Origin of the sequence: Algimonas porphyrae, from assembly GCF_041429795.1 — a bacterium.
Classification (GTDB): Bacteria; Pseudomonadota; Alphaproteobacteria; order Caulobacterales; family Maricaulaceae; genus Litorimonas; species Litorimonas porphyrae.
In genome coordinates this window covers 1,200,473-1,213,623 of sequence record NZ_CP163424.1, presented here as the reverse complement: position 1 = coordinate 1,213,623, position 13,151 = coordinate 1,200,473, and the positions used below count along the sequence as shown (strand labels likewise).

Annotated in this window: 12 protein-coding genes; 3 read left to right on the top strand and 9 right to left on the bottom strand. The window is 61.2% G+C overall.

The window, feature by feature from the left end; translation table 11 throughout:
- Window positions 1-3: 3 nt before the first annotated feature.
- A complete protein-coding gene (locus AB6B39_RS05875; protein WP_284369737.1) occupies window positions 4-1,764 on the top strand; it encodes an alkaline phosphatase D family protein in 1,761 nt (586 codons plus the stop codon).
- Here the strand turns inward: AB6B39_RS05875 and AB6B39_RS05870 are convergent.
- A complete protein-coding gene (locus AB6B39_RS05870; RefSeq protein WP_284369739.1) occupies window positions 1,761-2,669 on the bottom strand; it encodes a sterol desaturase family protein in 909 nt (302 codons plus the stop codon). The genes AB6B39_RS05875 and AB6B39_RS05870 overlap by 4 nt on opposite strands.
- A gap of 85 nt (window positions 2,670-2,754) precedes the next feature.
- Between AB6B39_RS05870 and AB6B39_RS05865 the strand changes: the two genes are divergently transcribed.
- Window positions 2,755-4,086 carry a UDP-glucose dehydrogenase family protein gene (locus tag AB6B39_RS05865; protein WP_284369741.1) on the top strand — a complete coding sequence of 444 codons (1,332 nt, stop codon included), beginning with the start codon at window positions 2,755-2,757 and terminating at the stop codon, window positions 4,084-4,086.
- A 12-nt stretch (window positions 4,087-4,098) separates the two neighbouring features.
- Window positions 4,099-4,983, top strand: a complete 885-nt coding sequence (galU, locus tag AB6B39_RS05860) for a UTP--glucose-1-phosphate uridylyltransferase GalU (RefSeq protein WP_284369742.1) — start codon at window positions 4,099-4,101, stop codon at window positions 4,981-4,983.
- Here the strand turns inward: galU and AB6B39_RS05855 are convergent.
- From AB6B39_RS05855 to AB6B39_RS05820, 8 genes are all read right to left on the bottom strand, one after another.
- Window positions 4,980-5,918: an alpha/beta hydrolase gene (locus AB6B39_RS05855; protein WP_284369744.1), complete on the bottom strand. Its 939-nt coding sequence runs from the start codon at window positions 5,916-5,918 to the stop codon at window positions 4,980-4,982. The two genes, galU and AB6B39_RS05855, sit on opposite strands and share 4 nt — an antisense overlap.
- Before the next feature lie 39 nt (window positions 5,919-5,957).
- Entirely contained in the window at window positions 5,958-6,269 is a 312-nt protein-coding gene (locus tag AB6B39_RS05850; RefSeq protein ID WP_284369746.1) for a hypothetical protein, read from the bottom strand.
- Between the two features lie 77 nt (window positions 6,270-6,346).
- Entirely contained in the window at window positions 6,347-7,177 is an 831-nt protein-coding gene (locus tag AB6B39_RS05845) for an energy transducer TonB (RefSeq protein WP_284369748.1), read from the bottom strand.
- Between the two features lie 77 nt (window positions 7,178-7,254).
- Entirely contained in the window at window positions 7,255-8,235 is a 981-nt protein-coding gene (locus AB6B39_RS05840) for an isoaspartyl peptidase/L-asparaginase family protein (protein WP_284369750.1), read from the bottom strand.
- A 32-nt stretch (window positions 8,236-8,267) separates the two neighbouring features.
- The gene (locus AB6B39_RS05835; RefSeq protein WP_284369752.1) at window positions 8,268-9,518 is read right to left on the bottom strand and encodes a DUF6596 domain-containing protein; all 1,251 of its coding nucleotides are present in this window, start codon (window positions 9,516-9,518) and stop codon (window positions 8,268-8,270) included.
- Window positions 9,502-9,852 (bottom strand): YciI family protein, encoded by a 351-nt coding sequence (locus AB6B39_RS05830; RefSeq protein WP_284369754.1) that lies wholly within the window; start codon window positions 9,850-9,852, stop codon window positions 9,502-9,504. The genes AB6B39_RS05835 and AB6B39_RS05830 overlap by 17 nt, the downstream gene beginning before the upstream one ends.
- A 174-nt stretch (window positions 9,853-10,026) precedes the next feature.
- The gene (gene prfA, locus AB6B39_RS05825; protein WP_371398716.1) at window positions 10,027-11,085 is read right to left on the bottom strand and encodes a peptide chain release factor 1; all 1,059 of its coding nucleotides are present in this window, start codon (window positions 11,083-11,085) and stop codon (window positions 10,027-10,029) included.
- A gap of 18 nt (window positions 11,086-11,103) precedes the next feature.
- Window positions 11,104-13,149: a TonB-dependent receptor gene (locus AB6B39_RS05820; protein WP_284369758.1), complete on the bottom strand. Its 2,046-nt coding sequence runs from the start codon at window positions 13,147-13,149 to the stop codon at window positions 11,104-11,106.
- Window positions 13,150-13,151: the final 2 nt, after the last annotated feature.

The window sequence follows — 13,151 nt, the reverse complement described above, 5'->3', positions numbered from 1 at the left end:
CCCATGAGCGACGCACACAAATCCGGAATCCGCCCTACACGACGTAGCGCCCTGGCCCTTCTCGGTCTGGGCGGAGCCTCGGCCTGCGCCCCAAATGTTGAGCGGGTTCTGTCCAATGCAGAGGGTGCGAGCGGCACGTTCGAACATGGCATCGCGTCCGGCGATCCCATGGCGACATCGGTCATCCTCTGGACCCGGGTCACGCCCGCCGATGATGTCACACCCGTTCCCGTCATCTGGGAGATCGATACGGACCCGGACTTCCCCCTGCCCCTGTCGGGTCAGCTCGAAGCGCGGGCCGCACGCGACTTCACGGTCAAGGTCGAAGCCACGGACTTGCTGCCTGGTCGCGTCTATTATTACCGGTTTCGGACGGCGGATGATATGTCCGCAGTGGGACGTACAAAGACGCTTCCCAATGGCAGCCCGGAATCGCTGCGTTTCGCGGTCGTGTCCTGTTCGAACTACGAACATGGCTATTTCAACGTCTATGACCAGATTGCCCATCAGCAGCGCCTGAGCGGCGGCGACCGTTATGACGCGCTGTTGCATCTGGGAGACTATTATTATGAATATGGCGCCGATACATATGATGCGCCGGACAAGCCCGCAGGCCGCGTCCATGAACCGGCGCACGAAATCATTGACCTGACGGATTATCGGACGCGTCACGCCCAGTATCGCCGTGACCCCAACCTGCAATCCGCGACCGAACTCATGCCGATGATCGCGATCTGGGACGATCACGAAACGTCGAATGATAGCTGGCGCGGCGGGGCGCAGAATCATGACGCGACCGAAGGGTCGTGGGAAGACCGCAAGGCTGCTGCGCTGCGGGCCTACTATGAATGGATGCCTGTTCGCGAACCGGTCGCGGGGCGCGCCCGTGAAGCGTTCTACCGCAGCTTCCAATTTGGCGACCTCCTGACGCTAGTCGCCATCGAAACACGCCTGACCGCGCGCGAAGAACCTCTGATCGTGGAAGAATATAAGGACGAGATCGTTGCCGATGCAGATGCGTTCAAAGCCGATATTCTGAACGACCCAAGCCGCAGCATGCTGGGTGCGGAGCAGCAGGACTATATCGTCGATACATTCGCCAAGTCCAAGTCCGACGGCGTGGCGTGGCGGATGCTTGCCAATCAGGTCATTCTGGGCCGCATTATGACGCCTGATTTCACGCCTTACGTCACCGAGGAAGCAACCACGGCGATCGAGAAGGACTGGCCCGGCATCCACGATTTTCTGACCCTGTCCAAATACGACCTGCCCTTCTATCCCGATAGCTGGGACGGATATCCGCATGCCCGCGAGCGCTTCTATGACGCGCTGGACAAGGTCGGCGTAAATGATCTGCTGGTCGTGACGGGCGACGCGCATGAATTCTGGGCCAATGACCTGACGCGTGAAGACGGCACGAAAATGGGCACGGAATTTGTGACCTCATCTGTCTCCTCCAAGACACTGATCGCCTATCTCGGCGATGCGACGGCGCAGCATAATCTGCTGCTGACACGCGAGAATGAAGACGCCCGTTACTATAACGCGCTGCATAATGGCTTTATGGATGTCGAGCTGGGCCGGAAATCGGGGACCGTCACCATGTATGCGGTCGATACGGTCAATAATCGCGACTATGGCACCTTCCGGGCGGCGCGCTTCACGATCCGCCCGCGCACGGTTGATGGAAAGGACACACTCCGCATGGGCCGTCCGCGCGGCCTGAACATCCCACAACGCGCCCTGTTCATGGGGCTGGGCTAGCCCGCTTCGTTGTCGGCCTTCCAGGCAGCCAGGATCGCTTCGCTGCCCTGACGCGACCCGTCATGGCTGTAGCCCGGCGGGGCGAAGATATAGCCCAGACGCTGGCGCAGGGTCAGACCGGGGGTCAACGCATCTTCGAAGATGGAAATCCATTCTGAAAAGGCTACCCGGAACGGATTATAGGTCCCGATATTCTTGACCAGACCGTAGGTCATGACCTCATCGTCGCCTTCTTCGACAAAGGTCCCGAACATCCGGTCCCAGATGATGAAAATACCCGCATAATTCATGTCGAGATGGGTCGGATGGGTGCTGTGATGCACGCGGTGATGGCTCGGCGTGTTAAAGATGAACTCGACCCAGCGCGGGAACTTGCGGATCGCTTCCGTGTGGATCCAGTACTGGTAGAGCAGGTTCAACGCGCCGACGAACCCGATCAAAAGCGGATGAAATCCGATCAGGATCAGCGGCGACGATAAGAGCACATAGCCCGTAAAATTGCTGTTCCAGGGCTGCCGCAGCGCGGTCGACAGATTATAGTGCTGGCTGCTGTGATGGACGACATGCGCGCTCCAGAACCAGCGGATGCGGTGGCTGGCGCGATGCTTCCAGTAATAGACGAAATCCTGCGCCACCAGCGCCGCCAGAATGATCGGCAGGCTGATACCCAGATCGATGAAGCGGAACTGCCACAGCCAGAGCAGGAAGCCGAGACTGATGAAACCGAACAATATGTCCGTGATCAGATTGCCCAGCCCCATCGTCATGGATGTGAGCGCGTCCTTCCATTCGTAGCGGCCCTGCAGGCGCCCGCGCCTGACCAGCACCCATTCGAGCGTAACCGTCAGCACGAAAAAAGGCGCGGCCCAGGCCAGCACCATCGGGAATGAAAGATCGCCATCCATAACGTGTCTGCGTCCTCACACTGTCACAAAAAATTTGTCAATGCAGGCGGGTGACGCATCGCAGCTGTGACGCTAAGCCCTCCGCATGAAAGTCACGATGGTCGGAACGGGATATGTCGGTCTGGTGTCGGGGGTCTGCTTTGCGGATTTCGGGCATGAGGTTGTCTGTGTGGATAAGGACCCGGGCAAGATCGACACGCTCAATGCGGGCGGTGTGCCGATCTATGAACCGGGGCTTGAGGCCCTGATCGCCAAAAATGTTCAGGCAGGCCGCTTGTCCTTTACGACCGATCTGGCGGCGGCGATCGATGGATCGGACGCTGTCTTCATCGCCGTCGGGACGCCGTCGCGGCGCGGCGACGGCTATGCGGACCTGTCCTTCGTTTATGCCGCCGCCGAAGAGATTGCTGGTCTGATTCCCACGGGCGATGAAGCATTCACGGTTGTCGTGACGAAATCGACGGTCCCTGTTGGCACAGGCGATGAAGTCGAGCGCATCATGGCCGAACATGCGCCGCGCGGCGCGTTCGAGGTCGTCTCCAATCCGGAGTTTCTGCGCGAGGGCGCGGCGATCGATGACTTCAAACGTCCCGATCGCGTCGTCGTCGGGACGAAAAATGCGCAAGCTGAAGCCGTGATGCGGGAACTTTACCGCCCGCTATTCCTCAACGAAACCCCGATCGTCTTTACCGAGCGCCGCACGTCTGAGCTGATCAAATATGCAGCCAATGCCTTTCTGGCGACCAAGATTACCTTCATCAACGAAGTGGCGGATCTATGCGAGGCGGTCGGCGCGAATGTGCAGGAAGTCGCGCGCGGTATCGGGCTGGACAAGCGCATCGGCGGCAAGTTTCTGCATGCCGGACCGGGCTATGGCGGGTCCTGCTTCCCGAAAGATACGCTGGCGCTGGCTCGCACGGCCGAAGAAGCCAATGTCGCACTATCCATCGTCAGCGCCGTCATCGATGCCAATGATGCGCGCAAGCGACGCATGGCCAACAAGATCGTCGCGGCCTTGGGCGGCGATGTGCACGGGCTGCGTATCTGCATCCTTGGCCTGGCCTTCAAGCCCAACACGGACGATATGCGCGACGCGCCGTCCCTGACCATCATTCCGCGCCTGATCGATAAGGGGGCGGAAATCGTGGCCTATGACCCCGAAGCCATGAACGAAGCGCGGTCCCACATGCCCGACATCACTTACGCGACGGATGTCTACAGCGCGATCGACGGGGCCGACGCTCTTGTCATCATTACCGAATGGAACGAGTTCCGCGCGCTCGACATGAAGCGCGTCAAGCAGCTGCTTAATGCACCCAATGTGATCGATCTGCGTAATATCTACCGCGGCGAGCGTCTGCGCGATCTTGGCTTTTCCTACACCAATGTGGGTTATCCCGCCGTATCGACCGCCTGAAAGACCTCCTGCATGATTTCACCGATCCGCATCGCCGTCCTGCCCGTTGCCGGTTTCGGAACCCGCGTCCTGCCCGCCACCAAGACCGTCCCGAAAGAGATGCTGCCCATCGTTGACCGGCCGGCTTTGCAATATGTCGTCGATGAAGCCTGGGCCGCCGGGATCGAGCACATTGTTTTCATCACGGGCCGCAACAAGGGCGCGATCGAGGATTACTTCGACGAAGCCTATGAGCTGGAAGCGGCCCTTCGGCGCAAGAACAAGACGGCCATCGCGGCTGAACTGAAACGCCTTCGCCCCCGGGAAGGCACAATCAGTTTCGTCCGCCAGCAGGCCGCCCGCGGTCTCGGTCATGCCGTGTGGTGCGCGCGCGATATTGTCGGCGACCAGCCTTTTGCCGTGCTGTTGCCCGATGTCATCATCAAGAGCGAACCGGGTTGCCTCAAGCAGATGGTCGAAGCCTATGGATCGGTCGGCGGCAATATTATCGCTGTCGACGAAGTGCCCGAATCCGACGTCGACAAATACGGTGTCATTGCCCCTAAGGGCGATCTTGACGGCCCGCTGATCGCCATGTCCGGCATGGTCGAAAAACCCGCCCTTGCGGACGCGCCGTCACGCTACAAGATTACAGGCCGCTACATTCTGCAGCCCGAAGTCATGGAGCTGCTCGCCACGCAGGACACAGGCGCCGGCGGCGAAATCCAGCTGACCGACGCGATGGCGCGCGCTATGGATGGCGGCTCACCCTTCCACGCCTTTGCCTATGCAGGACAGGACTATGATTGCGGATCCAAGCTCGGCTATTTCGAAGCCGTTCTAGCCCATGCGCTCGACCATCCGGAAACGGCAGAGGGCGCAAAGGCACTGATCGCAGCAGCCTTGTCGGCTGATTAGTCCTCCGGCGGATTTGCGCCGTCCACCAGATACCACGGCGGATCGCCATAATCGCCCGCCGGGAGACCATGCAGCACGGTCAACGCCTCGCGCGCCGCGCCGTGATAGATTGTGCCGTGACTGTCCGCATCGGAACGATCAAGAAATGTCACGTCGATATTGGGGTTCGCCTTGGCAGCTGCGTGAAAGACCCGCGTTCCCGCTTCCATCGTCCCGCCTTCATCGGCGATTGCCAAAACGAGCCGCCGACCGCTCGGCGTATCGGACAAGGCAACTTCGGCCTGCCGTGCCAGCGCGCGGTCATCCCACCAGCTGCTCGGCGAAATGGCAATATAATCGTCGAATAGAGCTGGCTCTGCGGCGAGCGTATCGAGCACGAACAGTCCGGCCAGCGATTCACCCATGAGGACCGATGGCCCGGTATGACCGAGCGACGCGACGAATGGCTTGACCTCATCGCGAAGAAAGTCGCGAAACCCCTCTGCCCCACCATAGCCATCAAATTCCGCAATATAGCGCGGATCTGTCGGAACCGGCGTGATCTCGCCGTAGCGATTATCCGTTTTGATCCCGATCACGATGGCAGGCGTGCGCTCCGCATTGACCAGCGGCAGCTGCGACAGGGCGGCGATGTGCGGAAAGTCCTGCTCGGTCCCGCCATCGATCAGATAGAGCACAGGCAACGGGTCTGCGAAATAGCCTTCGGCCCAATCCGGGAGGTTCGGGACATAGATATTGACCTCCCGTTGCGTGCCATAGACGCGGGATGGAACTTGGTAGGACTGCCCCATAACGATGGATTGGGGCGCATAGGTCGTCTCGGCAGCGAGGGCCTTTGAAACGGCGTCTGGATTGAATGGCGGCTCCGCCCCGCAAGCGCCTAGAAAAACGATTGCAGCCATCAGGCTCAGGCGTGTCTGACCAGTTCGTCTCATGCGCGGTCTATGCGCCCGCGAACGAATGCCGACAACCGTCTATCCGGACAGGTCAGCGAGCATTTCGCCGGCAAAAACCACTTCACTAGGTTCGCAAAGCTCAGCCCAGTCGAGGCGCAATTCGACGAATTCCAGCTTCGGTTCGTGCGCGGCGGATGCTTCGAACACATCCAGAGACGGCCATTGGGCATACGCGAAAAACACGCCCTCTTCACCCTGATGCAGGCGCGAGCCCATCGCGTCGCATTCACGCTTCAGATAATCGGTAATGCCGGACCAGGTCTCGACGAAGCGCGCGGCTGTGTCCTCGGAGGGTTGACTCAGTTTGAAACGGTAGACGATGCAATACATGCGCCCAAGATAGTCGCCCTAGCCCGCTTTTCAATGTGTCTGGCAGTGCGTTTCGGCGCGCCCTCATCCAGATCGCGTCAGTCAGGCTGAACGACCCCGTTTTCATCAATCAGACGCCCCGCCTCATCAACCAGACGGAAGGTCATTTTCGTTTCGACGGCTATGGCTGGCAAGGTCTGGCCGCGCTGGGTGAGCGGAATATAGTACCACCAGTTCATAGCGGCGAGCGCCGGCACTTCGAACATGGGCTCGGTACAGGACAAGGCCTGCGCATTGGCAACCCATCCTGTCGCCAGCACGTCGAACTGCAGGCGGCAATGACCGGACCGGGTGGCGTTGAGCGGCATGCGGGCAAGCATGCGCACGCAGGGCGTGGGCTCCGTATCGGGAAAACCGGACGCCTCATGCCCGGTCCAGCAATCTCCGGCCTTGCCCGCATGGTCGATCATGTCGACACCCAGATAGCTGCCGAACGGGTCGCCAGGCGGGTGGCTCGCGCTCAGCACGGACATGTGCGGGACGCGCCCGATGGAGAGCATGCTGACCAGATAATCGGTCTGCCCATTCACCTCGGCGGTACAGGGCAGCGTACAGGCGAACAGGATTTCGCCCGTGCGCAGATCATGAATGCCTGCGACCGCTTCATCCGCATCGTGCGCGATCAGATCGATTGTCTTATTGGCCCCGAAAATCGGCTCATAATCTCCAACCGGGTCCGGAACATAACTGAACTGGGGCAGCTCTTCGCGGATCCGCTTCAACATTGCGAAATTGCCGCGTGCCATGCTGAGCCCCATGAAACGTTCCATGGTGACGCGGTCCGATGGCACAGGTTTGTCGCTCGCCTCTGCGCCCTCACTCAAGCCGAACAGACAGACAAGTAAGGAGAGACCGATCAGAATGCGCATGACTGTGCAATAGTCAGAGGCACTCAACCTGTAAATGCAGGCCTGCAGCAGCTGTCGTCAGCCGGACCGCCACCCGCTTAGCGTCGATAGTCGCCCGTCTGGCTTGCCATGGGCGCAACCCTGTCGCTGGTCGTGCCGTGGATCATGCCGACCGTCGTGTGTGGCATGGCGACATTGCCTTGGGCATCGACGGCGACGATTCCGCCGCGGCCATCGCGTCCGTCGCGGCCCGTCCCGGCGGCGTCCATCGCATCGATACTGGCGCTGACGGCTTCGCTCAAGGTCATGCCGCCATATTCCATCCGCGCTGCCGCCGATCGGATGGCCGTATGGCGAATGAAGAATTCGCCGTGGCCTGTGGCGGACCCGGCCATGATCCCATTGGCTGCATAAACCCCGGCTCCGATAATCGGGCTGTCACCGACGCGCCCCGGTATCTTGCTGTCATAGCCGCCCGTTGAGGTACCCGCGGCCAGATCGCCGCAGCGATCCAGAACGGCGGCCCCGACAGTCCCATGTTCTTTCGGTGCCTGGGTCGCCGCTTTCGCTTTGGCGCGGGTGAAATAGTCTTCCGGTGTGACGGTTTCAGCGCCCAGCGCCGTAACAGCCGCTTCGCCACGATCGCCGACCATCATGACATGGCGCGTATTTTCCATGACCAGCCGCGCCGCGCGGATCGGATTTTTGATCGCGCGTTGCGATGCGACCGCTCCGGCGTCAAGCGATCGTCCGTCCATGATCGATGCGTCCGTTTCGACATAGCCGTCGCGATTGGTGATCGCGGCTTTGCCCGCATTGAACAGGCCGCTATCCTCCATCGCGACGATCGCTGCCTCGACCGTATCCAGCGCGCTTGCGCCGGACGCCAGTTCGGCCCGCCTCTGCGTCAGCATGGCGGTAATGAAATCGAGCCTCTCCTGCCGCACTTCGCCGGACGACGTGCCGCCATGTACGATGATGGCAAATCTGTCCTGCGCGTCGCAGGCAGGGGCGTCCTGCGCAAAGGCGGGCGCGGTGGTGGCGAGAAGAAGGGCAAGAGAGAGAGCAAGTCGTGTCATGCCGAACCGAGTGCCGCCTCCGCCGGGCAGCGTCAAGCCGAGAGCGCGTTAAACCGGGATGAGACGAACGCGCGCTCGGCGGGACCGTCGATCAGTGTAAGCGCTGCTTTCATGTGCAGGCGCGCCTGCGCGATATCGCCGATCTGCACATGCAGGTCGGCCTTGGCCAGATGCCATCCGGCATGACCGGACAGATCCCCTTGGGTCTCGATAGCGTCCAGCGCGGCCAGACCGGAGCGTGGCCCCTGTAACCGCGCCAGCACAAGTGCGCGGTCCATGGCCGCATATGGCGCGTTCGTCAGCGCGATCAACGCATCATAGAGCGACAATAGCACAACGTCGCAGGGCTCTCCCTCGCGTCTTGCGATCATCCGGGTCAATTCGATCTGGGCGCGCAAGCCATAGGGTTCCGGCCCATCCGCCAGAATCGCTGTTCGCTTCATGGCCGCTGCCGCGCGGATCAGACCGGAACTCGACCAGTGCGACGGGTCCTGCACACTGAACGGGATGAATTGTCCGTCCTGATCGAGACGGGCGGGCCTGCGCGCATCCAGGCAGAGCAGCAAAGCCAGCAGAGCCCAGTTTTCGCCGTCCGTGTCGGCCGCGCGGCAGAGTGCGGCAGTCAGCTGCAACGCATCGCGGCCCAGCGCATCCGTCTCGACCCCTCCGTCCAGATTCCTGTAGCTCTGCAGATAGATGAGTTCGAGTGACGACCGAACCGCACTCAGATCCGGCTTTCCGGCAATCGCCGGAGAGCGCTCTTTCAATTTGGCCCGCGCGCGGGACAGACGCTGATAGATGGTCGTTTCCGGGACCAGAAACGCCTTGGCAATGGCGGAGCAATCCAGACCGGCCAAGTGAAACAGCATCAGGGCTATCTGCTGCTCCTGTGACAAGACAGGATCGGCGCAGAGGCTGAACAGGTCCAGCCGCGCCGCGGGCGTGACCTCCAACGCATCGTCCAACACGTCGCCCGGACCGTCGTTTTGAGACGGAGTCAAGTGCTGGCGCAAGATCGGTTCTGCCGCGCCGCGTCTGGCCTCCGCCCGGAGGCTGTCGCGCGCTACATTCAGCGCGACACGATAAAGCCAGCCGGACGGATTGGCCGGAATGGCGGCGGCCCAGCTCCGCTGCGCCCGCAGGGCGGCTTCGGACAGAGCCTCTTCGGCCCGGTCCAGATCACCGAGCTGGGCCACCAACGCGGCCATGAGCGGGAGACGATGTTCCGCCCAGGCCGCGCGAAGCGCTGCGGGCGCGGCGCCGCCGCTAGCCTGCGGGTCCATCGATACAGGGCCGGACTTCGACGCTGCCGTCCCCGGCCATCGGAATCTTGGCCGCCCAGTCGAGCGCCTCTTCCATCGTATCGACCTCGATAATGTAAAAGCCGCCCAGCTGTTCCTGCATTTCGGCGAAGGGGCCGTCATGAACGGCCATCTTGCCGCCGCGCTTGCGCACGGTGCGGGCCGTGTCTGTGCCTTCCAGCCCTTCCCCGCCGCGTATCACGCCAGCGCTCGCGAGCATTTCGCTATAAGCCATGTGGGCCTGAATGATCTCGGCCCCGGCCTTTTCGTCCGCATAGACGGAATGGTCTTCATAGATGGCGAGTAGATATTGCATGTCGGTCTCCCGTAAGCTGTTCGAACAGACCGTCAGTGGACTGTCTAGTGAAAAGACGTTTGGGACGGGTCGATCCTGACAGGATTTGGAAACTTTTCGCCGCGACGTTGAAATCCGCTCAATTCTCCTGCGCCAGCTCGCTATCTTGATGCGCCGGATTAGAACCGGAAACGCTCACTGCATCTGTGCCAGCTTAGCAGCCTGATCTTCGGTGATCAGCGCGCCGATCACTTCGTCCAGCGCATCGCCCGCAACGATCTTGTCGAGATTATAGAGGGTCAGATTAATGCGATGATCCGTCACCCGCCCTTGGGGATAATTGTAGGTTCGGATGCGTTCCGATCGGTCGCCGGAGCCGACCTGCCCGGCGCGTTCTTCGGCGCGTTCGGACTCCTGCCGGGCTTTCTCCATATCATAGAGCTTCATCTTCAGCAGCCGTTCGGCATTGGCGCGGTTCTGGTGCTGGGATTTGGCATCGCAGAGCACGACCACGCCGGTCGGCTCATGCGTCATGCGCACGGCGGAGTCCGTCTTGTTCACATGCTGTCCGCCGGCTCCGCTTGCGCGCATCGTATCGACGCGCACATCGTTCATGTTGAAATCGATATCGATGTCTTCGACTTCGGGGAGAACCGCCACGGTCGCAGCAGACGTGTGAATGCGGCCCTGCGTTTCCGTCACAGGCACACGCTGCACACGGTGGACACCAGATTCGAACTTCATGCGGCCATAGACGCCCGTGCCGGATACGCTCGCGCTGATTTCCTTGAAGCCGCCCATATCGGCTTCAGCAGCCGTCTCGATCTCGACTTTCCAGCCATTGAGCGCTGCGTAGCGCTGATACATGGCGAATAGGTCGCCAGCGAAAATTGCCGCCTCGTCGCCGCCTGTCCCGGCGCGGATTTCCAGCACGATGGACGCCTGATCGTCCTTATCCTTGGGGAGGAGCAGCAGCGAGACTTCATGCTCGAGCGCCGGCAGGGAGTTTTTGAGCGCCTGCAGTTCATCCTTGGCCATGGCCGCCATTTCGGGATCGTCCATCATCAATTCGAGGTCGGCCATTTCCGCACGCACATCCTGCAGTCTGCGCACGCCTTCGGCGATGGGTTTCAGCTCGGCATAATCCTTGCCCAGCTGCACGATCTCATCGCCATCCGTCGTCGCGCCCATGCGCGCTTCGATCTGTTCGAACCGGTCTACGACCTGGCGGAGTTTTTCGTCGGGGATGTGCATCGTCGCGCAGGTAGGGTTTTAGTATTCCGCCGTCAAACCGATAAACAGCGTCCGGGGGCGGCCGGGAAAATAGCGTTCATTGCCGAAGGCGAAATCGGCGCGGTCGGCATAGCGCGTGTCGAACAGATTGTCGATCCGCCCGAACAGGCGCAGCCCGTCCGACAGATCATAGGCACCACGCGCGACGAAGATGTCGTGACCCGGATAGGTCTGCGTGTTGACCTCGTTCGTGAAGTAGCGCCCGACATGTCGCCATTCGATTCCGGCTTCGATCCGGTCGAAATCGGCGCTCAGCCGCATCGTGCCAAGCGTGTTTGGCGCTGTATCGACGGTCAGGCCGTCGCGAATGCCGCTGCTCGGATCGTCAAAGTCATAGCGCTGATCCGCCACTGCCCATTCGCCGGAGGCTGACAGCCAGTCGGTCATCGGCGCCGCGAACGACAATTCCAAGCCTGTATGGCGAGTTTTGCCGTCGACCACATTGAACCCGGCGGCATTGCGGAAGAAGAAATTGTCTTTCCACATGGTGTAGGCTGTGAGCGCGAAGCGCGTCCCGCCCCGACCGAAGCGGACACCCCCTTCGAGACTATCCAGCGTTTCGACATCCGCTGCGCCCGGTTCCTGGTTCTGGACGACCGCATAGAGGTCCGTCGTCTGCGGCGCGCGCGAGCCCCGGGCAGCGCGGGCGAACAGGGTGACCGTATCGGCTGCCGCATAGGTCAGGCCGAGCTTCGGTGTCAGGGTAAAGAAGGCATCGGTCCGGTCGGGCGTACGGACGAAGCGACCGGACCGCCCCGGTGCCGCCCGCGTGGCGTAGTCATAATGGGTATATTCACCGCGCGCGCCGAGATCGATCCGCAGACGACCCGTCTCGAACGCCTTCTGCGCATAGGCGGCCAGCACGCTCGCCTTGACCGTATAATCGAAATGCAGCCCCTGCACGAAGGAGAAGCGCGACGGCCCCGCCTGAAATTCATAAAGCGCCCCATCCGTATATTCGCCGTCCAGACCGATAGACCAGTCTTGCCCGATCAGCGCCGTCTGCAGTCCGACCGAGGTGTGGGCATTCTTTTCCAGCGCCTGACCTGGTACGAAATGGCGCAGGAAGCGTAATTCCGCGCGCCGCGCATAGGGCGTCAGTACCAGCGTCCGGCCCGCCAGATCCCGTGACAGCGTCACCTGCGCGCGGTAATTCCGGCCATCGCGGAAAGCTTCAGGATTAGGGTTGGTCAAGCGCAGCGCATCATCCCGATAAACATCCGGACCCTGCAGAAACCCGGCTGTTTCCTGATTGAGATTGTTCAGCGCCGCAATCGCGTCCAGATCCCAGGCGCCGTGCTGGTCGCGGTAACGCAACTCTGCCTTCTGCTGGTCAAATCCACTATCGTCGCGAAAGCCGTCATCATGCGCCAGACTGATCGAAGCCCGCAAAGTCTCCGTCACGTCATGACCGATCGTCAGGCGGCCATAGCCCCGCGAACTGCCGATCAGGGTCGCGCGGTGACCATCACCCGGCCCGGGCGTCACGACATTGACAAGCCCGTGAACAGCGTTGGAGCCATATTCCGCCGGACCAGGCCCCTTGAAGACTTCGACCTGATGGGCAAATTCTGTGCCCGCTTCAAACAGGCCGTTCACATTGGCAAAACCCGCCGCCCGCAAGGGAATGCCGTTTTCTAGGAACAGGAAACTTCCCGCCCCCGCGCCGCCGGTCAGGACTGGCGAGCGGATCGCCGTGAGATGTTCCTGCCCCGAGCCGCGGTGTATATTCACGCCTGCCACGCCGTTCAGCGCTTCGGCGGGATGGACCAGCGCACGCGTTTCCCTAGCTGGAACCAGATCGATCGATTCCGGTCGGTCCTGAATCGCGGCAATCTGATCCGTGACCGTGATGACGTCCGGAATTTCGTCCGGTTGTAACCCGCCCTCTTGAGATCCATCCATCTGTGACCCGTCCATCCGGGCCACGCTCATCTGAGCCACGGTCATCTGGGCGTGGGCCGGAAAGGCCGCGCTCGCAAGAACCAGGGTCGCGGCCAGTCCTAGCCAGTTGCAACGGGTCATGA

Bases quoted from the DNA above. Each gene is read 5' to 3' on its own strand.
- AB6B39_RS05875 (WP_284369737.1), top strand. From the start codon at position 4: ATGAGCGACGCACACAAATCCGGAATCCGCCCTACACGACGTAGCGCC.
- AB6B39_RS05870 (WP_284369739.1), bottom strand. From the start codon at position 2,669: ATGGATGGCGATCTTTCATTCCCGATGGTGCTGGCCTGGGCCGCGCCT.
- AB6B39_RS05865 (WP_284369741.1), top strand. From the start codon at position 2,755: ATGAAAGTCACGATGGTCGGAACGGGATATGTCGGTCTGGTGTCGGGG.
- galU (WP_284369742.1), top strand. From the start codon at position 4,099: ATGATTTCACCGATCCGCATCGCCGTCCTGCCCGTTGCCGGTTTCGGA.
- AB6B39_RS05855 (WP_284369744.1), bottom strand. From the start codon at position 5,918: ATGAGACGAACTGGTCAGACACGCCTGAGCCTGATGGCTGCAATCGTT.
- AB6B39_RS05850 (WP_284369746.1), bottom strand. From the start codon at position 6,269: ATGTATTGCATCGTCTACCGTTTCAAACTGAGTCAACCCTCCGAGGAC.
- AB6B39_RS05845 (WP_284369748.1), bottom strand. From the start codon at position 7,177: ATGCGCATTCTGATCGGTCTCTCCTTACTTGTCTGTCTGTTCGGCTTG.
- AB6B39_RS05840 (WP_284369750.1), bottom strand. From the start codon at position 8,235: ATGACACGACTTGCTCTCTCTCTTGCCCTTCTTCTCGCCACCACCGCG.
- AB6B39_RS05835 (WP_284369752.1), bottom strand. From the start codon at position 9,518: ATGGACCCGCAGGCTAGCGGCGGCGCCGCGCCCGCAGCGCTTCGCGCG.
- AB6B39_RS05830 (WP_284369754.1), bottom strand. From the start codon at position 9,852: ATGCAATATCTACTCGCCATCTATGAAGACCATTCCGTCTATGCGGAC.
- prfA (WP_371398716.1), bottom strand. From the start codon at position 11,085: ATGCACATCCCCGACGAAAAACTCCGCCAGGTCGTAGACCGGTTCGAA.
- AB6B39_RS05820 (WP_284369758.1), bottom strand. From the start codon at position 13,149: ATGACCCGTTGCAACTGGCTAGGACTGGCCGCGACCCTGGTTCTTGCG.